Raw genomic sequence first — 21,596 nt, 5'->3', positions numbered from 1 at the left:
CGAAAAAGAACGCTGCGCAAGTGGGCCGACGGTCGACTCCGGCAGCGTAGGGGCTTCAGCCCGCCCCGGAAAGCTGCGCCATGCCAACAGAAGCAGCAGTCAAGGCAGAAGAAACATTGATTCATGTTCTATGGATTAATGCGGGTCTTAGTTGTGACGGTGATTCGGTGGCGTTGACTGCCGCCACCCAGCCCAGCGTCGAGGAGATCGCACTCGGGGCGCTTCCCGGCCTTCCCAAGGTCGCCGTCCACTGGCCCCTGATCGACTTCGAATGCGGTCCCACCGGGGGGGCGGACGATTTCCTCGAGTGGTTCTTCAAAGCCGATCGCGGCGAACTGGAACCCTTCGTGCTCGTCGTCGAAGGATCCATTCCCAACGAGAAGATCAAGGACGAGGGCTACTGGTGCGGGTTCGGCAACGACCCCGCCACCGGCCAGCCGATGACCACCAGCGAGTGGCTGGACCGGCTGGCGCCCAAGGCCACCGCGATCGTCGCGGTCGGGACCTGCGCCACCTACGGCGGCATCCACGCGATGGCCGGTAATCCCACCGGGGCCATGGGTGTGCCCGACTACCTCGGATGGGAGTGGAAGAGCAAGGCCGGCATCCCGATCGTCTGCGTTCCCGGCTGCCCGATCCATCCGGACAACCTGTCGGAGACGCTGACCTACCTGCTCTACATGGCGACCGGCCAGGCGCCGATGATCCCGCTCGACGACGCCCTGCGCCCCAAGTGGTTGTTCGGGGCGACCGTGCATGAGGGCTGTGACCGGGCCGGCTACTACGAGCAGGGCGATTTCGCCACCGAGTACGGGTCGCCGAAATGCATTGTCAAGCTTGGCTGTTGGGGCCCGGTCGTGAAGTGCAACGTGCCCAAGCGGGGGTGGATCAACGGTGTCGGCGGTTGCCCGAACGTCGGCGGTATCTGCATCGGGTGCACCATGCCGGGCTTCCCGGACAAGTTCATGCCGTTCATGGACGAGCCGCCGGGCGGCAAGTTGTCGAGCGCCACGTCGGGTCTGTACGGGTCCGTGATCCGCAGCCTGAGGGGTATCACGGCCCGCACCCTCGACAAGGAACCGCGCTGGCGGCATACGGGCAGTGAACTCACCACTGGAGCGCGCCGCACCTGGTAGGTCCTCTACCAGGTCAGCGCGCCCCATTCTCATCTCAGACGGAGAGACTTCGATGACAACTATCGTGCCCGAGCCGACCACCGCCAAGCGCGAACCCGGCCAGCTTGTTGAAATGGCCTGGGACCCGATCACCAGGATCGTGGGCAGCCTCGGCATTTACACCACGATCGATTTCGAGAACAAGGAGGTCGTCGAGTGCCACAGCACGTCCTCGATCTTCCGCGGCTACTCGATCTTCATGAAGGGCAAGGATCCGCGCGACGCCCACTTCATCACCAGCCGCATCTGCGGCATCTGCGGTGACAACCACGCGACCTGTTCGTGCTACGCGCAGAACATGGCGTACGGGGTCAAGCCGCCGCACCTCGGCGAGTGGATCGTCAACCTCGGCGAGGCCGCGGAATACATGTTCGACCACAACATCTTCCAGGAGAACCTGGTCGGCGTGGACTTCTGCGAGAAGATGGTCGCCGAGACCAATCCCAGCGTGCTCGCCCAGGCGGAGAGGACGGCTGCCCCGCACGCCGACGCGCACGGGTACAAGACCATCGCCGACATCATGCGCTCGCTCAACCCGTTTAGCGGCGAGTTCTACCGGGAGGCGCTGCAGGTCAGTCGCTGGACGCGAGAGATGTTCTGCCTGATGGAAGGTCGCCACGTGCACCCGTCCACGCTGTACCCCGGCGGGGTGGGCACCGTCGCGACCATCCAGTTGATGACCGACTATATGACCCGGCTGATGCGCTACGTCGAGTTCATGAAGAAGGTCGTCCCCATGCACGACGACCTGTTCGACTTCTTCTACGAGGCGCTGCCCGGTTACGAGAAGGTCGGCCTGCGTCGCACGTTGCTCGGCTGCTGGGGCTCGTTCCAGGACCCCGAGGTGTGCAACTTCGAGTACAAGGACATGGAGCGTTGGGGCAACGCGATGTTCGTCACCCCGGGCGTGGTGGTGGACGGCAAGCTGCTCACCCATTCGCTGGTGGACATCAACCTCGGCATCCGAATTCTTTTGGGCAGTTCGTATTACGACGACTGGACCGACCAGGAGATGTTCGTCAAGACCGACCCGCTGGGCAACGCGGTGGACCGGCGCCACCCATGGAATCAGCACACCAACCCGCATCCGCAGAAGCGGGACATGGACGGCGGCAAGTACAGCTGGGAGATGTCGCCGCGCTGGTTCGACGGCAAGGACCACCTGGCGCTGGACACCGGCGGCGGACCCTTGGCCCGGTTGTGGGCCACGGCACTGGCCGGCCTGGTCGACATCGGTTACGTCAAGGCGACCGGCAACAGCGTGAAGATCAACCTCCCCAAGACCGTGCTGAAGGGTCCGGTGGAGTTCGAGTGGAAGGTGCCCAAGTACGGCAGCAACACGATCGAACGCGACCGGGCGCGCACCTACTTCCAGGCCTACGCAGCGGCGTGCGCGCTGCACTTCGCGGAGAAGGCGCTGGAGGAGATCCGCGCCGGGCGTACCAAGACGTGGGAGAAGTTCGACGTGCCCGACGAGGCCATCGGTTGCGGCTTCACCGAGGCGGTGCGCGGTGTGCTCAGCCACCACCTGGTGATCCGGGACGGCAAGATCGCCAACTACCACCCGTACCCGCCCCCCCCGTGGAACGCCCACCCGCGCGACAGCTACGGCACACCTGGCCCCTACGAAGACGCAGTGCAGGGTCAACCGATCTTCGAGGAGAACACGCGGGAGAACTTCAAGGGCATCGACGTGATGCGCACGGTGCGCAGCTTCGATCCCTGTCTGCCCTGCGGTGTGCACATGTACCTGGGGAAGGGCAAGACCCTGGACAGACTGCATACCCCAACACAGTCGCCTGTCGGGGAGTGACGCATGGCGGGTCGCCCGGACGAACCCGCGGGAACCGCGGAAAGAGAAGTGCAGTGGCGTGCGGCGGGCGATCGGATCCAGACACTTCTGGATTCCTGCGCGGCGAGTGGGGCCGCGGCGTATGAACGCGCCCAGCAGCTGGTCCGCGAGGTCGTCGGGCTGTACGGAGCCGGGCTGGAGCGGATCATGCAACTTGCCGACCCGGCCCACGAATCGGGATTGGCCGAGCGGCTGGCCACCGACGACCTGGTGGCCAGCCTGCTCCTCGTGCACGGCCTGCATCCGCACGGCGTGCGCCGCCGGGTGTCCGACGCGCTGGATCGGGTGCGACCGTACCTGGGCTCGCACGGTGGTGACGTCGATCTGCTCGACGTCGTTCCCGGCGAACGGCCGGGGGAAAGCACCGTGCGGCTCGCGTTCACCGGTAGCTGCAAGAGCTGCCCGTCCTCGGCGGTGACGCTGGAGCTGGCGGTCGAAGACGCGGTCCGGGCCGCCGCGCCGGAGATCTCCTCGATCGAGGTGGTCACCGCCGAAACCTCCAGTGTGATCCCGGCCGAATCGCTGATGGCCCATGTGAAGTCGAATGGGCGCGCCGCCAGCTGGCATCCGGTGCCCGAGGTGGCCGACCTGGCGCCCGGCGAGGTGGCGGGCTTCCTGGTCGGCGGCAGCGCGATGCTGGCGTGCCGGGTCGATGGCCAAACGTTCGCCTATCGCGACCACTGTCCGGTGTGTGACGATTCGCTCGCCGGCGCGGCCCTTAGCGAGGCGCTGCTGGAATGTCCGCGCTGTCGAACGCATTTCGACGTCGTGCACGCGGGGGCTGGATTGAACGGGACTCACCTCGAGCCGCTGCCGCTGCTGCCTCGCGACGGCGTGCTGTCGGTGGCGCTACCAGAAACTCTCGGAGCTCCGGCATGACGCGCCGGCGACGATGCAGAGCGGAGCGATGAGGAGGAGCGGCGCCTGTGACTAGTCCCTATGACGTCCTGACGCGCATCACCAGCAAGCGGAGCGCCCCCGAACCGGCGGGTGAACGATGCGAGATGTGCTCGGAGGCGATCGCCGACGAGCATCAGCACGTGGTGAATGTGGCTGGCCGACAACTGATGTGCGTCTGCCGCGCCTGCTATCTGCTATTCACCGACAGCAGCGCCGAGCTGCGTTACCGGGCGGTGCCGGACCGGTATCTGGCGTTTCCCGATTTCGCGCTGGACCGCCGCGCCTGGGAGGCATTCCAGATCCCGGTCGGGGTGGCCTTCTTCTTCACCAACTCTGAGCTGGGGCGCACGGTCGCCTTCTACCCCGGCCCGGCCGGCGCGACCGAGTCCGAGCTGGACTCAGAAGCCTGGGAAGACGCCTGGAACGCCGTCAGGGCCGCCGACTCGCGGGTGGGCCTGCTGGCCGACGACGTGGAGGCGCTGCTGGTCCGGGTTCCCGAGCGCGAAGAGGGTCCGCCGCAAACCTATTTGGTGCCGATCGACGCGTGCTACGAGTTCGTCGGACGCTTGCGCATGCTGTGGCGGGGGTTCGACGGTGGCCAGGAGGCTCGGGCGTTCATCGACGGCTTTTTCGCGCAGGTTGCCGCTCGCTCCCAGGAAACGCCCGTAGAGACGCCGTCATGACCGACCGGCATGTGGACCTCGCCTTCGCCGTTCTCGACGTGGCGCCCGAACCGTACACCGTCAGCCCGGTGCTGACCGCCCGCGTCAGTGTCGCCGCCAGCACGGACGACCCCGTGCACGCCATCGCGCTGCGCTGCCAGGTCCGCATCGAGCCGCTGCGACGCGCCTACACCGACGACGAAGCGGCCGGGCTGATCGACTTGTTCGGGCCCCGCGAACGCTGGGCGAGTACCCAACGCACCTTCCTTTGGCAGCACTGCACCGCAATGGTGCCCGGCTTCGCCGGGAACACGACGGTGGCCCTTCCGCTGGACTGCACTTACGACTTCGAGGTCGCAGCCGCCAAGTACCTGCACGCGTTGCACGACGGCGCAATCCCGCTCCAATTCCTCTTCAGCGGAACCATTTTCGTCAAGTCCGAACGCGGCTTCTCGGTTCAGCAGGTGCCGTGGGACTGCGAGTATCGCTACGATATGCCGGTCGCAGTGTGGCGGGATCTGATCGCGCAACACTATCCGAACACCGGGTGGGTGCGGCTGAGCCACGACACCATAGCGGCGCTGGCCGCCTATAAATCCGCGCAAGGACTGCTCGACCTCGACCACGCGGTCACCTCGCTATTGGACGCCGACCGGGAGACGGCGCAGTGACTTCCAGGACCTCAAGCTGGGACCGGGCCCGCGCCGTCGCCGACGCGGTGCTCTACGAGGGCTACCTGCTGTACCCGTATCGCGGGACGTCAAGCAAGAACCAATCACGTTGGCAGTTCGGCGTTTTGGGTCCGCCCGGCGCGAGCCACGCCGGCCTGGGCGAAGACGACAACCTCGCCGCGCAGTTTCTTCTCGACGGGGCCCAGGCGATCACCATGGTGGTGCGGTTCCTGCAGTTGCAGCACCGCCGGGCCGAACGCGAACGTGCCGACGGCGGATTCGAACCCGTCGACGAACTGACCACGCCGTCGGGGTCGTGGCTGACCTGGGACGAAGCGGTCGAATGCGAGAGGTCGTTCGGCCCTATCGCACTCGACGGTCAGCGGTGGACGTTTGCGGTGACCGCAGAGGCGGCAACCGACATTGAGCCCGTCAACGGGGGGCGCTTGGTCCGCGATCGTCAGGAGGTGCGTGGCCAACTGACCGTTAACAGCGAGCCGGACGGCGAGCTGCACCGGATTTCGGTGCGGATCAGCAATCTAGGCGCTGCTGCGACCGGCAAGAGCGACGCGATTGCGCGGTCCATGATCGGAACTCATATCATCGCTGAAGTCGTTGGGGGCGAGTTCGTTTCGCTGCTGGAGCCAACCCCGGCCGCGGCCGGCGCGGTGTCCCGGTGTCACCAGCACCGCTGCTTCCCCGTGCTCGCCGGCCCGCCCGGCACGCACGACGTGCTGCTGATCTCGCCGATCATTCTCTACGACCACCCCGAGGTGGCCGAACAGAGCAACACCGCGCTCTATGACTGCACGGAGATCGACGAGATCCTGACCCTGCGCGTGATGACGATGACCGACGAGGAGAAGGCGCAGGCCCGGGCCACCGATCCGCGGGCCGCGCAGATCATCGACCAGTGTGACGCCATGTCAGCCGACGACATGGCCCGCCTACACGGTGTGCTACGTAATCCGCACACGCTGGCGGGGCTGGTGCCCGAGATCCCCGAGGGAGTCGACTGGTGGGATCCACTGGCCGACAATGCGGTTCGTCCCGAAATCGACGCGGTGCTGGTGAACGGCACCCAGGTAGCACGGGGCAGCCGGGTCCGGTTGCGACCCAGGCGCAACGCCGATGCCCAAGACATCTTCGTCGCCGGCAAGACCGCCCGCGTCACGTCGGTGCACGAGGATGTCGAGGGCAACAAGCACGTCGGGGTTGTCGTCGACGACGACCCGGCCGCCGACCTGCACGACTGGTATGGCCGCTATCTGTACTTCTCCCCCGACGAAATCGAGCCACTGGAAACTCAGCAGACCCCGGAAAGGAGTTCGACATGGAAGTCCTAGGTTGGATATTCATCGGCATCATCGCTTTGGTGGTCGCGGTCGCGGCGGTGATGGGATTGGCGTCCCTGCCGGATGCTCGCCGCTACCTCAAGCTCCGCCGAATGTAGCCGGCTCGAGCAGCCCGATGGCAGCACGCATACTGGTGGCCGGAATCGGAAATATCTTCCTGGGAGACGACGGATTCGGATCCGAAGTGGTCCGAAATGCCGAGCTGCCACGAGACGATCCGGCTGTGCGCGTCATCGACTACGGCATCAGGGGCATGCACCTGGCCTACGACCTGCTTGAGGAGTGGCACACGCTGGTCCTCGTCGACGCGATACCCAGCCGCGGCGAGCCGGGCACGCTGCACGTCTTCCAAGCTGATCACGAATCGGCGTCTGACACAGCAGGTCTAGACGGTCACAGCATGGATCCGGCCGCGGTCTTCGCCAGCCTGCGGGCACTGGGCGGCAATCCGCCCTACACCGTCGTCATTGGCTGCGAGGCGGGAAGCGTCGAGGAAGGCATCGGACTCACCGAACCCGTCGCCAAGGCCGTGCCCCGGGCCGCGCGAGCGGTCCAGGATATCGTGGCAGCGTTGCAGAGTCCGGCCCCTTCGGCAGCTTTAGGACAGGAGCGCTGAATCATGTGCCTGGGTATCCCCGGTCAAGTGATCAGGATGCTGGACGGTTACGAAGGACAGCTGGCGCTGGTCGACGTCACCGGCGAGGCGCGCAAGGTCAATGTCGGCATGTTGCCCGAGGAGACCTTTGAGCCCGGTGACTGGGTGATCATTCACATGGGCTTCGCCGTCGAAAAGACGGATCGAGCCGGGGCCGAGCAGGCGATGGCGGGTCTGGAGCTGATGGGGCGCGGCAACACCGACCCGGCGGTCAGCCCGGAGGGCGGCTGAGATGACCGACACCCCCCTGCTGCCTGCCTTGTTTTCGGGATCCGAGGAAGTGCGGCGGCGCTTCACCGTGACCGGTGTTGTCCAGGGGGTTGGCTTCCGTCCGTTCGTCCACCGCATCGCCAGCGACCTGGGTCTTGCCGGGTTTGTCGGCAACGATTCGGGCGCCGTCTTCCTCGAGGTGCAGGGGGAAGGCGCGCGTGTGGCCGAATTCGGGCGCCGGCTTCGTGCCGACGCCCCGCCGCTGGCGCGGATTAGCAGCGTCTCCGTTACCGACCTAGCCACCGACGCGGCATGCGGACGCGACTTCCGGATCGTGGCCAGCCAGGCGGTCGGCGGTGTCACCACCCCGATACCGCCTGACATCGCCGTGTGCGACGACTGCATAGCCGAGCTGTTCGACCCGCACCACCGCCGTTACCGCCACCCGTTCGTGACCTGTACCAACTGCGGGCCGCGGTTCACCATCATCCGCGAGCTGCCCTACGACCGTCCGGCCACCACCATGTCGGGGTTCGCCATGTGTGCGCGGTGTGCCGCCGAATACCACGATCCGGCGGATCGCCGTTTTCACGCACAACCGATCGCCTGCCCTGATTGCGGGCCGTCGCTGTGGTTTTCGTCAGCAGCCGGAAAGGTAACGGGAGCGGATGCGGCGCTGGCGGCCACCCAGCGCGCGCTGGCGGCCGGCGCGGTGGTCGGTATCAAGGGAATCGGCGGTTACCACTTGGCCTGCATTGCCCGCGACGAGGCGGTGGTCGGGGCGCTGCGGGCACGAAAAGCCCGGGGCGCCAAGCCGTTCGCCATGCTGGTCCGCGACCTCGACGTCGCGCGCCGCTACGCCTACATCGAAGACACCGAGGCCGCGGTACTGTCGAGTCCCGCCCGGCCGATCGTGTTGCTTCGGCGGCGCCCGGGTGCGCCAGTCGCCGACGCCGTCGCCCCCGGCAGCCCGCTGCTGGGGCTGATGCTGCCCTACTCCCCCCTCCATCACCTGCTGCTGGCGCCCGTGCCCGGTGCCGGCGGGCAGGCCCCCGACGCGCTGGTGCTGACCAGCGCCAACCGTTCGGATGAGCCGATCTGCTTTACCGATGACGATGCCGCGAATCGGCTTTCAGCGTTGTGCGACGCGGTCCTCGACCACGACCGTCCGATCCACGTGCCCTGCGACGACTCGGTGGTGCGCGTCGTCGATCATCGCGAGTTGCCGATCCGCCGCTCCCGTGGTTATGCGCCCCTGCCGGTCGATATTGGGCGCGAGGGCCCTGCCGTGCTGGCCGTGGGCGGGGAGCTGAAGAACACCTTCTGTCTCACCGACGGCTCCCGCGCTTACCTGTCCGGCCACATCGGCGACATGGCCACCTGGGAGACGCTGCGCGCGTTCGAGCGTGCGGTGAGCCAGCTCAGCGAAATACGTTGTACTGCAGTGCGATTGGCCGCCGATCTGCATCCCGGGTATCACACCCGCGGTTGGGCTGAGCGCCACGCGGGCGATCGACCGCTGGATCTGGTTCAGCACCATCACGCGCACGTGGTGTCGCTGCTGGCCGAGCACGGGCGCGTCGGCGAACCTATTGTCGGGGTGTCGTTCGACGGCACCGGCTACGGCTGCGATCAAACGATCTGGGGCGGCGAGATTCTCAAGCTCGGGCGTGACAGTCACCGCTTCGTCCGGGTCGGCCATTTGTTGCCGGTACCGCTGCCGGGCGGCGATGCGGCCGTGCGCAATCCGTGGCGAATGGCGCTGTCTCAGCTGTGGATGGCCGACATCGACTGGACGCCGGATCTGGCGCCGGTCGCTGTTGGGTCGGCGGACGAATTGCGGCTGATTCGTTCCCAATTGGAGAGCAGCACTGGCTGTGTGCCATGTTCGAGCATGGGCCGACTGTTCGATGCGGTCGCTTCGCTGCTGGGCGTGCGACACCGGATCGACTATGAGGGGCAGGCCGCCATCGAGCTCGAGGCCCTGGCCGAGTCGATCGGCGACACGGCCGGCCCGTCGCTGCCGCTCACGGTGCGACCCGACGGGGTGATCGATCCGGCCACGCTGGTGCAGACGATGGTGTCGGCCCTGCACGCGGGCACGCAACCGGCGCTGTTGGCGGCAAGCTTCCACCGGGCGGTCGCGCGGGCCGTCGCCGAGGTGATCGGTCAGGTGGCCGACGGTGTGCGGCTGGTGGGGCTGACCGGCGGGGTGTTCCAGAATGTGCTGTTGCTTCGGATGTGTCGTGAACTGTTGCAGCGGGCGGGATTTGAAGTGCTGACCCACCACACGGTCCCGCCCAACGACGGCGGGCTGGCGCTGGGCCAGGCGGCGATCTCCGTGCTGACCGCGCTCGAGGGCGCACACTCATGAACACCGCGACCGCGATCGATCGCGGGCTGGACGGCGGGCTGGCCGCTGATCTAGCCGCCACCGCTTTCACTCTGGCTAAGCGGTTCGCTGCGGGCGCCACCATGTGGTCCATTGCACCGTCGTGGGAGCAGCATGCAATGCACATCGCGGTCGAGTTCGTCCATCCGGTGATCATGGGGAAACGGGCGCTGCCGGCGGTCGCGCTGACCGGGCCCAATCTGGTCGATCTGGTGCGCGTGTCGGTACGGCCTGGCGACATCGTCGTCGCGGTCGCCGGCGCCGATGATGCGCAGGTGCGTTCGGTGATGCGCCGCGGCCTGGCATGGGGCGTTACCACGATTTGGATCGGCAGCGGGCAGCGGCCCAAAGCCGGCTTCAAAACTAGCCCAGCGGACCATGTTCTGTGGCTCGACGACCCCGACCCCAGGGTCCCCGCGACGGGCGGTTTCGTGCTGTTCTACCACCTGTTGTGGGAGCTCACCCATGTGTGTTTCGAGCACTCCGGGTTGCTCAAGCCCGACTCGCCGCTCGGCGAAACTGAGGCCGTGTGCGTCACCTGCAGTGACGAAGGCCGCCTGGGCGAAGTGGTGACGGCCTCGGTCGACGGGCTCGCCACCGTGCGCACCGCACGCGGTGCGGAGAATGTGGTGACGGCGCTGGTCGACCCTGTCGCCGCGGGCGAGCTGGTAGTGGTGCACGCCGGCACCGCGATCAGCAAACTAGACGAGGAGGACGGCCCGTGAGCCACGAGGAGCCCACCAACTTCTTGTATCCCTTCTTGAATGTTGGGGACGCACAGGAAGACAACCCCGAGTCGCTGCTTGCCGACCTGGCCGCATCGGCGCAGGCCAAGGCCGCCGAAAGCCTGGCGCTTCGGCGCACCACGCTGGAGGCCAACGCCGACCTGCTGAACGTGGCCGCTACCGAGATGGCGCGTCGCTTCGCGGCGGGAGGACGGATGTTCACGTTCGGAAACGGTGGCAGCTGCACCGATTCCACCACCTTGGCGACGCTGTTCGCGAGACCGCCGATCGGCGGGCGCGAAAAATCCCTGCCGGCCTGGTCGTTGACCGCCGATCAGGCGATTGTGACGGCGCTGGGCAACGACGTCGGGTTCGAGCTGGTGTTCGCCCGCCAGTTGATCGCCCGCGCGAAGGCCGGTGACATCGCGATCGCGATGTCGACCAGTGGCAACTCACCCAACCTGCTCACCGCGCTGGCCGAGGCGCGGCAGCGCGGCCTGTACACAATCGGTTTCGCCGGGTATGACGGCGGCGCGTTCGCCAACAACCCAAATGTGGATGCCTGCTTCATCGTTCGGTCGCAAAGCGTGCACCGCATTCAGGAGTCACAAGCGCTGCTCGGCTATCAGCTGTGGTTGGCAACCCACGAACGTTCCAGCGACGAGGGTTTGGGGGCCGCATGAGTAAGTCAGCGGGTGAATACCTGTCGTCGGGGCCGCGGTTCGCCGAGGGTGAGGTGATCGAGCGGATCGAGTCGTTCCGCAGGCGCCGTCCCCGGTTGCTCGATGACCACGTAACCCTGGCACACGGAGCGGGCGGAAAGGCCTCGGCCGCACTCCTCGACGCGGTGTTCATGGAGGCGTTCCGCAACCCGCTGCTGGAGTCACTCGGCGACGGCGCGGTCGTCACCTTGCCCGGCGGTGAGCGGCTGGCGATGTCCACCGATTCATTTGTAGTGCAGCCCAGGCGGTTTCCCGGCGGCTCCGTCGGCGAGCTCGCCGTGCACGGCACCTGCAACGACCTCGCGATGACCGGCGCCGTGCCGTCCTGGATCGCAGCGGCATTCGTTCTGGAAGAGGGGTTCTCAATCGCGGAACTGAAGGAGATCGTCGCCGACATGGCCGCCGCCGCCGCCAAGGCCGGTGTGCAGATCGTCACCGGCGACACCAAGGTGGTGCCCAGGGGTGCCGCCGACGGCCTTTTCGTCACCACCACGGGCGCCGGAGTCATTCCCGCGGGCCGCAAACTTTCGCCCGCGTCGGTCCGCGCCGGTGACAAGGTGCTCTTGTCGGGTTCGATGGGCGATCACGGCATGGCGGTCATGCTGGCCCGGGGCGACCTGGCCATCGAGGCGGATATCGATTCCGACACCGCCTGCCTTAGCCCGCTGGTGGAACTGCTGATGGCGGCAGCCCCGTCCACCCGCTGGCTGCGGGACGCGACGCGGGGCGGGGTTGGGACCGTCTGCAACGAACTGGCCCAGGCCTGCGGCCTCGGGGTGCTGCTCGAAGAGGAGCGACTGCCGGTGCGGCCCATGGTGAACGGCGCCTGCGAGTTGCTGGGCATCGATCCCCTCTACGTCGCCAACGAAGGCAAGTTCGTCGCCGTCGTCGCGCCCGAGGAGGCCGAGTCCGGGCTGGCTGCGTTGCGGTCACATCCGCTGGGCACCGATGCGGCCGAGGTCGGTGAAATCGTCGCCGAACCGGCCGAAAGCGTAGTGCTGCGTACCGGGTTCGGCGGCACCCGGATCGTCGACATGCTCGTCGGCGACCCGCTGCCGCGAATCTGCTGACCCAGAAAGGAACGTGAAGACATGTGCTTGGGCATTCCGGGCCGGATCGTTGAGATCACCGACCCCGCGGACTATTTGGCGAAGGTAGACGTCAGCGGTGTGCAGCGCACCATCAGCGTGCGGCTGCTGGAGGACGACATGCCCGAGCCCGACGACTGGGTACTGGTTCACGTCGGCTTCGCGATGGCCAAGATCGACGAGACCGAGGCGCTGCTCACCCTGGCCGCCGTGCAGAAGCTGGGTGAGGCCTACACCACGGAAATGGAAGCCTTCGACACGTCGGCCATCGTCTGAGGGGACACCAATGAAATTCGTTGACGAATTCCGCGACCCAGCTGCGGCCCGCAAGCTGCTGGCTGCCATAGAGCACTTGGCAAGTAGCGGCCCCGAGCACTTCAAGTTCATGGAGGTGTGCGGCGGGCACACGCACACCATTTACCGGCACGGCATCGAGCATCTGCTGCCGGACAATGTCGAACTGGTACACGGGCCCGGGTGTCCGGTCTGCGTGATCCCGATGGGCCGCATCGACGACGCGATGTGGCTGGCCGGGCAACCCGATGTGATTTTCACCTGTTTCGGCGACATGATGCGGGTGCCCGGGTCGGTCGGTAGCTTGCTGGACGCCAAGGCGCACGGCGCCGACGTGCGGTTCGTCTACTCGCCGCTGGACGCGCTGAAGGTCGCGATCGACAACCCCGACAAACAGGTGGTGTTCTTCGCCATCGGTTTCGAGACCACCGCGCCATCGACCGCCGTGACGCTGGTGCGGGCGCGCGACCTGGGCCTGTCCAATTTCAGCGTGTTCTGCAACCACGTCACGATCGTCCCGCCGATCAAGGCCATCCTGGAATCGCCGGACCTGCGGTTGTCCGGCTTCATCGGACCCGGGCACGTGTCGACCGTGGTGGGCAACCGGCCGTACCGGTTCGTGCCCGAAGTCTATCGAAAGCCGTTGGTGGTGGCCGGGTTCGAGCCGCTGGACATTCTGGCTGCGGTCGCGATGCTGCTGCGGCAGATCCGCGAGGGCCGGTGCGAGGTAGAGAACCAGTACAAGCGGGTGGTGCCCGAGCACGGCAACCCGGCGGCGCTGGCGCTGATGGGCAAGGTCTTCGCGCTGCGTCCGCACTTCGAGTGGCGAGGACTGGGGTTTATCTCGCAGAGTGCGCTGCGGCTGCATGATGACTTCGCGGAGTTCGACGCCGAGCTGCGATTCGCGATGCCCGGCGTGCGGGTCGCCGACCCGAAGGCATGCCAGTGCGGCGAGGTGCTCAAGGGTGTGCTCAAGCCTTGGGAGTGCAAGGTTTTCGGCACCGCGTGCACCCCGGAGACCCCAATTGGGACATGCATGGTGTCCCCCGAAGGGGCGTGTGCGGCCTACTACAACTTCGGCCGCATGCACCGTGACGTGGTCAAACTGGTAGCGCGCACTTGACCTCTGACAACACCGCCGACACCACCGGTGTCCAGATGTTCGCCCGCTACGCCTACGCGCCCAACGCCCTGGGCTATTGCGGTCCGCCACTGGGAGCCACCCTGCGCGAATGCTCGATCGACGAGGTACGCCGCGCGGCGACCAAGTTCTCCGGGGCCTGGCCCTATCTGCGGGTGCTGTCCGCGCTGACCGGCATCGCCGACCCGCTGGACTACCGGCTGGTCGAGTCGTATTGGCTGGGCGGTGGCGTCGGCGCCGAGCTCGACGCAGGCGACTTTTTCGACGCGTTACTGAAAATCATCGCACCGCAGGCGGGCCGATATTGGTCGCATCTCACGCCGGACCTGGCGGGGGAGGCGGCCGGCAACCACTGTTTCCACGTGTTCGGCGTGTATCCCTGGACGCGGTTTCTGGGCCTTAAAAAAAATCGGGGAAAAAATAGGGGTATGGACGATCAACCGCTGAGCGTGCTGGATAACTGCCGGATCACTTGGGGGACAGTGGTGTCTCGCGCCGGCGATGACGTCGAGGTGATGTGTCAGGGGCTGGCCTGGGACGGTCAATCGCTGTCGCTCGCGCCTGCCCGCGCGCGCCGCCTCGACGTCTGGGCCGACGGGTATAGCGCGGTGCCCGACGTCGCCGTCGGCGACGAGGTCGCGGTGCACTGGGGCCGGCTGTGCGGCCGGCTGCAGCCGCATCAGGTGCGCGCGCTCGCCGACAGCACGGACCGCCAGTTGCGGGTTACCGGCCAACGGCTGGCGCGGAGTGCCACACCGACCCCAAACTGATCAAGTGCCCGGTTCAATCTGCGATGTGCTGCCCGCCGCCGCCGCGCTGCTGGGTGTGCCGGGCGCGGCCGATCGGCTGGGATTGGCGGACGGGGCCGGCCGAGTCGATCGGGTCTTGGTGGTGCTGGTCGACGGCCTGGGCTGGCACCTGTTGCCCGAGTTGGCCGGTGATGCGCCGCTGCTGGCCTCCGTGCTCGCCGGTGGCGTCGGGCGGCTCAGCCAGCTCGTGTGCACCTTCCCGTCGACCACGCCGACCAGCCTGGTGTCCCTGGGCACCGGCGCACAGCCCGGCGAGCACGGCATCCTGGGCTTCACGGTCAACATCCCCGGCACCGACCGGGTGCTCACCCACATTCAGTGGCGCGACGGCCCGCCACACAACCAATGGCAGCCGCTGCCAACCTGGTTCGAGCGGCTGCAGCGAGCCGGCGTCAGCGCCCGCGCCGTGCTGCCGGAGTCGTTCATCGGCAGCGGGCTCACCGATGCGGCGTATCGGGGCGCGCAGTTCCTGCCCATGCACCCCAACGGGTGCTACGCCCAACAGCTGACCGATGAGCTACGTGCGGCGCCCGGATTGGTCTACGGCTATACCGCCGACCTGGACAACGCGGCCCATGTGTTCGGTGTCGGCTCGTCGCACTGGCACGAGGCGGCGGCCGGTGTCAATGCCCTGTTGACCCGGCTCGTCGAGACATTGCCTGGCAACGCTGCGCTGCTGGTGACCGCCGACCACGGCGGTCTCAACGTTGCGGCGGACGCTCGTGTCGACCTCGACCTCGACCCGCGGCTGGGCGAGGGAGTGCGGGTAGTCGCCGGCGAACCGCGGGTGCGCTACCTGCACACAGAGCCCGGCGCCAGGGCAGACGTGCAGGCCGCCTGGACCGAGGTGACAGCTGGCTGGGCCCAGGTCTACAGCCGCGAGCAGGCCGTGGCCACCGGAATGTTCGGGCCGGTCAGCCCGGCGCACCTGGCGCGGATCGGCGATGTCGTCGTTGTCTGCACCGGCGATGCGGCGGTGCTGGCGAGCGGCCACGAGCCCGCCGAAATGACTCGCCTCATCGGCTTTCACGGCGCGGGCAGCGAAGTCGAAATGGCTATCCCGCTAATTGTTTTCACATCGTGCCGCAGTGGATGACGCAGCTCACAGGCACTTGATCTGCCGAAACGCACACCCGACTCGGATCATTCTCACAGCTTGCTTCAATCGCCGGGTAGTACGGTCGGGCCACTGTGACATTTGGTGGCGTCGGTAAGCCTCGACGATTGCAACTAGCCATCGCTGTGGTCGCGGCCCTGAGCTTGTTCACCGCCGTCACCACGGGCTGGGCGATGCGGGCGTCCACGCTCGCCCAGGTTGCGGGACCGTTGCCGGCGGCTTGGCAAGTGACCCATGCCGAGGCGAACGCTGTACATACCCAACCTGGTGCTCAAGGCTCGTCACCCACGCATCAGATGCCGACCAAACACGCGTGGATGGCACGCGAACGGCCGCAGACTTGGACCCGCCTGTCGCCACAGTCGGACTGGTCGGCGTTGCCGGCTTCGTTCGCCCCCCGAGGGCCTGCCTCAGGGGTTCCGCCGGGCGGCACCCACTCCGGTGCACCCGCGTCTGCCCCGACCGATCGAGATATCTTGACCCAGCTCTGCGTCGACCGTCGCTGACCACCCGACGCCACGCTTTCGTGCCGCCGTTGTCACAGCGGCCAGTGACCACACCCGCCTGATCGACGTGCGCACGCCTCGATAGCGCGGGTCTGTAACCCCTGGGTCTATGTCTTGGAGGGAAGGGTTTCAATGAATTTCGCGACGCTACCGCCGGAGATCAACTCCGGGCGAATGTGTGCAGGCCCCGGCTCGGGGTCTATGAAGGAGGCGGCTGCCGCCTGGGACAAGCTGGCCGCACGGCTGTACGCCCGGCTGGCGGACTACCGGTCGGTGACCTCGAAGCTGGCGGCGGCCTGGCATGGCGCGGCGACACCCTACATAGATTGGCTCGACGCCGCCGCGGCACGAGCTGCGCACGCGGCCAACCAGGCCAAGACGGCCGCGAGCGCCTTCGAGTCAGCGTTGGCGGCCGTGGTGCCCCCGCCGGTGATTGAAGCCAACCGCGCACAGCGGATTTCGCTGGCCTCGACGAACTGCCTCGGCCAACTCAGCCCGGCGATCGCGGACGTCGAGGCCGAATACGACCAGATGTGGGTGCAGGGCGCCGCGGCCACGAACGCCTATGTCAGCGCCTCGGCGGATGCCGCGATGGTGACCCCATTCAGCACGCCCGCTGCCACCGCCCGCCCAGCCTGCGAAGGTGTGGTCGGCACCTGGGCCATGACGTCGGCGCCGCAGGTGATGTCGGCCGGCCACCAAGTGGTGTCAGCGATCCCCCAAGCGCTGCAGGCGTTATCGTCCTCGCCGCTGACAACGGTCGATGCGTCCCTTGCGTCCGTGACATCGCCGCTGTCGAAGCTGAGTTCACTGACCGCGCCTTTGGACTTCGCGCTGACGCACCTGAGTTCGGTGAATAAAGCGGCGGCATTGCAAACGGCGGCTGCCTTGCGCTCGCTCCTAAAGAAGCCAAGCGTTACCGCGGGTTTCGGTCGCCGGGCGTCGATCGGGACGTTGTCGGTACCGCATGGCTGGGCAAAAGCCGCGCCGGCCCTCACCGTGGAATCCCAGCCCGGCTGGATCTGCGAGCCAATCCATCTGGTCCATGCCAGTGAGCCGCCAAGCTAGAGCGGTGTCACAGCGGTGTCACATAAGCCGAGCTGATCCCGCCGTCCACCAAGAATGTCGACGCGGTGATAAACGACGCGTCGTCGCTGGCCAAAAATGCTACCGCAGAGGCAATTTCGTCGGGCTCGGCGAACCGGCCGATCGGCACGTGCACCAGCCGGCGTGCGGCCCGCTGCGGGTCCTTGGCGAAGAGCTCCTGCAGCAACGGGGTGTTGACCGGCCCGGGGCACAGTGCGTTGACCCGGATGCCCTGCCGGGCGAATTGCACGCCCAGTTCGCGTGACATGGCCAGTACCCCGCCCTTGGAGGCGGTGTAAGAGATCTGCGAGGTCGCCGACCCCAATACCGCGACGAACGAGGCCGTGTTGATGATGGAACCCTTCTGCGCGGGCACCATGTGCCGCAACGCCGCCCGGCAGCACAGGTACACCGATTTGAGGTTGACGTCCTGGACGCGTTGCCACGCCCACAGTTCGGTGTTCTCGATCAGGTCGTCCTCGGGTGGCGAGATGCCGGCGTTGTTGAACGCGATATCAACCGAGCCGCAAGTGTGTGCCGCGGCGTCGAACAGCGCGTTGACGGCACCTTCGTCGGAAACATCAACGGGCACAAACAAACCGGAGAGCTCCTCGGCCGCCGCAGCGCCAGCGTCGCCGTCGATGTCGCCGACGACGATAGTCGCGCCTTCGGCGCGCATCCGTCGCGCCGCGGCCAGGCCGATGCCGCTGCCGCCGCCGGTAATGACCGCCACCCGGCCCGCCAGTCGTCGGGTCAGGTCCATCACTAGCCCTCCTCGCTGATCGCGATGAACACGTTTTTGGTCTCGGTGAAATGCAGCGGCGCGTCGGGGCCTAGCTCACGGCCCAGCCCCGACTGTTTGAAACCGCCGAAGGGCGTGTGGTAGCGCACCGAGGAGTGCGAGTTCACCGACAGGTTGCCGGCCTCGACCGCCCGCGACACCCGCAGCGCGCGGGACAGGTCGTCGGTCCAGATCGATCCCGACAGCCCGTAGGCGGTGTCGTTGGCCAGCGCGACGGCGTCGGCCTCGTCGTCGAACGCCAGCACGGTGACGACCGGGCCGAAGATCTCCTCGGTGACCGCGCGGTCGGTGCGCTGCGGTGTGAGAACCGTTGGCGGAAACCAGAATCCGGGACCCGCGGGTGTCGTGCCACGAAACGCCACGGGGGCGTCGCCGGGCACGTAGGAGGCCACCTTGTCGCGGTGCGCGCCGGATACCAGCGGCCCCATCTCGGTGTCGCGCGACCCCGGGTCCCCGACGGCGACGCGTTTCACCGCGGGCTCGAGCAGCTCCATGAACCGGTCGTAAACGCTGCGCTGCACCAGGATCCGGCTGCGGGCACAGCAGTCCTGGCCGGCGTTGTCGAACACCCCGGCCGGCGCGGTCACCGCCGCGCGTTCCAGGTCACAGTCGGCGAAGACGATGTTGGCGCTTTTGCCGCCGAGCTCCAGCGTGACCCGCTTGACCTGAGCGGCCGCACCGGCCATCACGCGCTTGCCGATTTCGGTGGACCCGGTGAAGACGATCTTGCGGACTCCGGGGTTGGTGACGAACCGCTGCCCCACCACCGCGCCCGCACCGGGCAGCACCTGCAGCAGGTCTTCGTCCAGCCCGGCTTCGACCGCCAACTCACCGAGCCGGATGGTGGTCAGCGGGGTCCACTCGGCGGGTTTGACCAGCACGGCGTTGCCGGCGGCCAGGGCCGGGGCGATTCCCCAGGACGCGATCATCATCGGGAAGTTCCACGGCGTGATCACCCCGACCACGCCCAGTGGTTCGTGGAACGTGACGTCCAGGCCCCCGGCGACGGGAATCTGCTTGCCGGACAAGCGTTCCGGGCTGGCGGCGTAGAAGGTCAGCACGTCGCGAACGTGGCCGGCTTCCCATTCGGCCGACCCGATCGGGTGCCCGCAATTCGCGACCTCGAGGGCGGCCAGCTCGTCGATGTGGGCGTCGACCGCGGCCGCGAATGCGCGCAGCCCGGCCGCCCGTTCGGCCGGCGACAGCCGCGCCCAGCGCCGCTGGGCCGCCGCCGCCCGCCGCGCCGCATCGTCGACGGCGGCGACATCGGCGTGCTCGACAGTGCGCAGCACCTCCTCGGTGGCAGGATTGATCAGTTGCACGGTGCTCATCAGGCTCGCCGGCTATCGGCGTACGACCGCGCGGCGTCCACCACCGCCGCGAACAGCCGCAGGTCGTCCAGGGACTGCTCCGGATGCCACTGGACGGCAAGCACGAAACCATCGCCGGGCAGCTCCAGCGCCTCGACCACACCGTCGGCGTCCCACGCGCTGACCACCAGGGATTCACCGATCTTGTCGATGGCCTGATGGTGGTAGCACAACGCGTTGGCGGTCTCCCCGAGCAGCCCGGCCAGCCGGGTGCCCGGAACGGTGCGAACCGGCAACGTGGCGAACACACCGTTGCCGGCCCGATGCCCGCCGTGGCCGATCACGTCGGGCAGGTGCTGGTGCAACGTTCCGCCGAACGCGACGTTGAGCACCTGCGCACCGCGACAGATGCCCAGCACCGGCAGCCGCCGCTGCAGCGCGCCCTCCAACAGCGCGAACTCCCAGGCGTCGCGGGCATTGCGCGGCTGGTCGGTGGTCGGATGCGGTTGCTGGCTGTAGGCGGCGGGGTCGAGGTCATAGCCCCCGGTGATCACCAGCGCGTGCAGGCTGTCGAGGACACGCGCGGTGATGTCGGGGTCCACCGGCTGCGGCGGCAGCAGCACCGCGATGCCGCCGGCCATGATGACGCCCTCGAAGTAATCGGACGGCAGATAAGCCGCGGGAACGTCCCAGATCCCGGTCCGCACCTGCTCCAGATAAGTAGTCAGGCCTACCACCGGCGGACTCGCGCTAGAGCCGCTCAAATCCCCGTACCCTCTCCCAGTCCGTGACCGCCGCGTTGAACGCCGCCAACTCCACTCGGGCGTTGTTCAGGTAATGCGCGACGACGTCGTCGCCGAACGCCCCCCGCGCGACGCTTGACTTGTCGAACAGTTCGGCGGCCGCGGCCAGCGTGGCGGGCAGCCGCTTCACCCCGGCCGCTTGGTAGGCATTCCCCTGATACGGCTCGGGTGGCCGCAATGTGCGCTCCACCCCGTACAGTCCCCCCGCGACCAGGGCCGCCACCGCGAGGTACGGGTTGACGTCCCCGCCTGGGACGCGGCATTCCATTCGGATGTTGTCGTCGTGGCCGACGACCCGCACCGCGCAGGTGCGGTTGTCCAGTCCCCAAGCCAGCGCCGTCGGCGCGAAGCTGCCGTCGGCAAATCGCTTGTAGGAGTTGATATTCGGCGCGTAGAACAACGTGAGTTCGGCCATGGTGGCCAATCCGCCGGCCAGGAAGCTCTCGAATGTCGATGACATGCCGTGCGGTCTGCTGCTGTCGGCGAACGCCGCGGAGCCGTCCTGCGCGCGCAGCGACAGGTGGATGTGACAGCTATTGCCCTCGCGCTCATCGTATTTCGCCATGAACGTCAGGCTCTTGCCGTGCTGGTCGGCGATTTCCTTGGCGCCGTTCTTGTAGATCGTGTGGTTGTCGCAGGTGACCAGCGCATCGTCGTAACGGAACCCGAGCTCCTGCTGGCCCCGATTGCACTCGCCTTTGATGGCCTCACAGTGCAGACCCGCGCCTCCCATGCCGAGCCGGATGTCACGTAGCAGCGGCTCCATCCGCGACGACGCCAAGATGGCGTAGTCGACGTTGTAGTCGCTGGCCGGGGTCAGCCCGCGGTAGCCGCTGGCCCATGCCTGCCGATAGGTGTCGTCGAACACCATGAACTCGAGTTCGGTGGCGACGTTGGCCGCCAGGCCCTGCTGGCTCAGCCGCTCGAGCTGGCGGCGCAGGATGCTGCGCGGCGCGGCGGCGACCGCGCTGCCGTCGCGCCAGCCCAAATCCGTTATCACCAGCGCCGTGCCGGGCAGCCAGGGTATGAGCCGAAGGGTGCCGAGGTCCGGCGTCATCACCATGTCGCCGTACCCGGTGTCCCAACTGGACATCGCATAGCCGGCCACGGTGTTCATGTCGACGTCGACGGCAAGCAGATAGTTGCAACATTCGGCACCATGGGCGGCGAACTCGTCGACGAAATCCCGGCCCGACACCCGCTTGCCGACCAGCCGGCCCTGCATGTCGGCAAACGCCAGGATGACGGTGTCGACATCGCCGGCCGCGACCATTCGCTCCAGTTCGGCTAACGACAACATCGGATACCTTCCCGCACGTGA

At 67.2% G+C, this 21,596-nt stretch carries 22 protein-coding genes; 18 read left to right on the top strand and 4 right to left on the bottom strand.

The features are described 5' to 3' along the window. Positions 1–80: 80 nt before the first annotated feature. From ACLP9N_RS01245 to ACLP9N_RS01160, 18 genes are all read left to right on the top strand, one after another. Entirely contained in the window at positions 81–1,136 is a 1,056-nt protein-coding gene (locus ACLP9N_RS01245) for a hydrogenase expression protein HypE (RefSeq protein ID WP_442405692.1), read from the top strand. Between the two features lie 52 nt (positions 1,137–1,188). Then, positions 1,189–2,988, top strand: a complete 1,800-nt coding sequence (locus tag ACLP9N_RS01240; protein WP_442405691.1) for a nickel-dependent hydrogenase large subunit — start codon at positions 1,189–1,191, stop codon at positions 2,986–2,988. Positions 2,989–2,991: 3 nt separating this feature from the next. After that, complete coding sequence (locus ACLP9N_RS01235; RefSeq protein ID WP_442405690.1) at positions 2,992–3,906, top strand: NifU family protein; 915 nt, start codon at positions 2,992–2,994, stop codon at positions 3,904–3,906. Positions 3,907–3,953: 47 nt separating this feature from the next. After that, entirely contained in the window at positions 3,954–4,610 is a 657-nt protein-coding gene (locus ACLP9N_RS01230; protein WP_442405689.1) for a DUF5947 family protein, read from the top strand. After that, positions 4,607–5,260 (top strand): DUF6084 family protein, encoded by a 654-nt coding sequence (locus ACLP9N_RS01225; protein ID WP_442405688.1) that lies wholly within the window; start codon positions 4,607–4,609, stop codon positions 5,258–5,260. Before ACLP9N_RS01230 ends, ACLP9N_RS01225 begins: the two co-directional genes overlap by 4 nt. Beyond that, entirely contained in the window at positions 5,257–6,606 is a 1,350-nt protein-coding gene (locus ACLP9N_RS01220) for a hypothetical protein (RefSeq protein WP_442405687.1), read from the top strand. The genes ACLP9N_RS01225 and ACLP9N_RS01220 overlap by 4 nt, the downstream gene beginning before the upstream one ends. Then, positions 6,594–6,713: a DUF6893 family small protein gene (locus ACLP9N_RS01215; RefSeq protein WP_442405686.1), complete on the top strand. Its 120-nt coding sequence runs from the start codon at positions 6,594–6,596 to the stop codon at positions 6,711–6,713. The genes ACLP9N_RS01220 and ACLP9N_RS01215 overlap by 13 nt, the downstream gene beginning before the upstream one ends. Before the next feature lie 17 nt (positions 6,714–6,730). Further along, complete coding sequence (locus tag ACLP9N_RS01210; RefSeq protein WP_442405685.1) at positions 6,731–7,231, top strand: hydrogenase maturation protease; 501 nt, start codon at positions 6,731–6,733, stop codon at positions 7,229–7,231. 3 nt (positions 7,232–7,234) lie between these two features. After that, positions 7,235–7,501: a HypC/HybG/HupF family hydrogenase formation chaperone gene (locus tag ACLP9N_RS01205; protein ID WP_442405684.1), complete on the top strand. Its 267-nt coding sequence runs from the start codon at positions 7,235–7,237 to the stop codon at positions 7,499–7,501. Position 7,502: 1 nt separating this feature from the next. Further along, positions 7,503–9,854, top strand: a complete 2,352-nt coding sequence (hypF, locus tag ACLP9N_RS01200; protein WP_442405683.1) for a carbamoyltransferase HypF — start codon at positions 7,503–7,505, stop codon at positions 9,852–9,854. Further along, positions 9,851–10,597: a HypC/HybG/HupF family hydrogenase formation chaperone gene (locus ACLP9N_RS01195; protein WP_442405682.1), complete on the top strand. Its 747-nt coding sequence runs from the start codon at positions 9,851–9,853 to the stop codon at positions 10,595–10,597. Before hypF ends, ACLP9N_RS01195 begins: the two co-directional genes overlap by 4 nt. Next, positions 10,594–11,280: a D-sedoheptulose-7-phosphate isomerase gene (locus ACLP9N_RS01190; RefSeq protein WP_442405681.1), complete on the top strand. Its 687-nt coding sequence runs from the start codon at positions 10,594–10,596 to the stop codon at positions 11,278–11,280. The genes ACLP9N_RS01195 and ACLP9N_RS01190 overlap by 4 nt, the downstream gene beginning before the upstream one ends. Continuing rightward, positions 11,277–12,389 carry a hydrogenase expression/formation protein HypE gene (gene hypE, locus ACLP9N_RS01185; protein WP_442405680.1) on the top strand — a complete coding sequence of 371 codons (1,113 nt, stop codon included), beginning with the start codon at positions 11,277–11,279 and terminating at the stop codon, positions 12,387–12,389. The genes ACLP9N_RS01190 and hypE overlap by 4 nt, the downstream gene beginning before the upstream one ends. A 21-nt stretch (positions 12,390–12,410) precedes the next feature. Next, on the top strand, positions 12,411–12,683 hold the full coding sequence (locus tag ACLP9N_RS01180) for a HypC/HybG/HupF family hydrogenase formation chaperone (protein WP_442405679.1): 273 nt from the start codon (positions 12,411–12,413) through the stop codon (positions 12,681–12,683). A 10-nt stretch (positions 12,684–12,693) separates the two neighbouring features. Continuing rightward, a complete protein-coding gene (gene hypD, locus ACLP9N_RS01175) occupies positions 12,694–13,824 on the top strand; it encodes a hydrogenase formation protein HypD (RefSeq protein WP_442405678.1) in 1,131 nt (376 codons plus the stop codon). Next, positions 13,821–14,612, top strand: coding sequence for a DUF6390 family protein (locus ACLP9N_RS01170; protein ID WP_442405677.1), 792 nt, complete (start codon positions 13,821–13,823; stop codon positions 14,610–14,612). Before hypD ends, ACLP9N_RS01170 begins: the two co-directional genes overlap by 4 nt. A 4-nt stretch (positions 14,613–14,616) precedes the next feature. Further along, positions 14,617–15,747, top strand: a complete 1,131-nt coding sequence (locus ACLP9N_RS01165; protein ID WP_442405676.1) for an alkaline phosphatase family protein — start codon at positions 14,617–14,619, stop codon at positions 15,745–15,747. A gap of 659 nt (positions 15,748–16,406) precedes the next feature. Continuing rightward, on the top strand, positions 16,407–17,342 hold the full coding sequence (locus ACLP9N_RS01160) for a PPE family protein (RefSeq protein ID WP_442405675.1): 936 nt from the start codon (positions 16,407–16,409) through the stop codon (positions 17,340–17,342). Positions 17,343–17,349: 7 nt separating this feature from the next. On the opposite strand, the gene ACLP9N_RS01155 is transcribed toward ACLP9N_RS01160, so the two are convergent. The 4 genes from ACLP9N_RS01155 to ACLP9N_RS01140 are packed head-to-tail and all read right to left on the bottom strand — an operon-like array spanning position 17,350 to position 21,575. After that, complete coding sequence (locus tag ACLP9N_RS01155) at positions 17,350–18,126, bottom strand: 3-oxoacyl-ACP reductase (protein ID WP_442405674.1); 777 nt, start codon at positions 18,124–18,126, stop codon at positions 17,350–17,352. Then, positions 18,126–19,493, bottom strand: coding sequence for an aldehyde dehydrogenase family protein (locus ACLP9N_RS01150; RefSeq protein WP_442405673.1), 1,368 nt, complete (start codon positions 19,491–19,493; stop codon positions 18,126–18,128). Before ACLP9N_RS01150 ends, ACLP9N_RS01155 begins: the two co-directional genes overlap by 1 nt. Then, positions 19,493–20,236, bottom strand: a complete 744-nt coding sequence (locus ACLP9N_RS01145; protein ID WP_442405672.1) for a gamma-glutamyl-gamma-aminobutyrate hydrolase family protein — start codon at positions 20,234–20,236, stop codon at positions 19,493–19,495. The genes ACLP9N_RS01150 and ACLP9N_RS01145 overlap by 1 nt, the downstream gene beginning before the upstream one ends. Beyond that, positions 20,223–21,575 (bottom strand): glutamine synthetase family protein, encoded by a 1,353-nt coding sequence (locus ACLP9N_RS01140; protein WP_442405671.1) that lies wholly within the window; start codon positions 21,573–21,575, stop codon positions 20,223–20,225. The genes ACLP9N_RS01145 and ACLP9N_RS01140 overlap by 14 nt, the downstream gene beginning before the upstream one ends. Between the last annotated feature and the right edge of the window lie 21 nt (positions 21,576–21,596).

The organism is Mycobacterium sp. (assembly GCF_052144515.1).
GTDB lineage: Bacteria > Actinomycetota > Actinomycetes > Mycobacteriales > Mycobacteriaceae > Mycobacterium.
The sequence above is the reverse complement of the archived record's forward strand: the minus strand, read 5'-3'. Positions and strand labels throughout refer to the sequence as shown.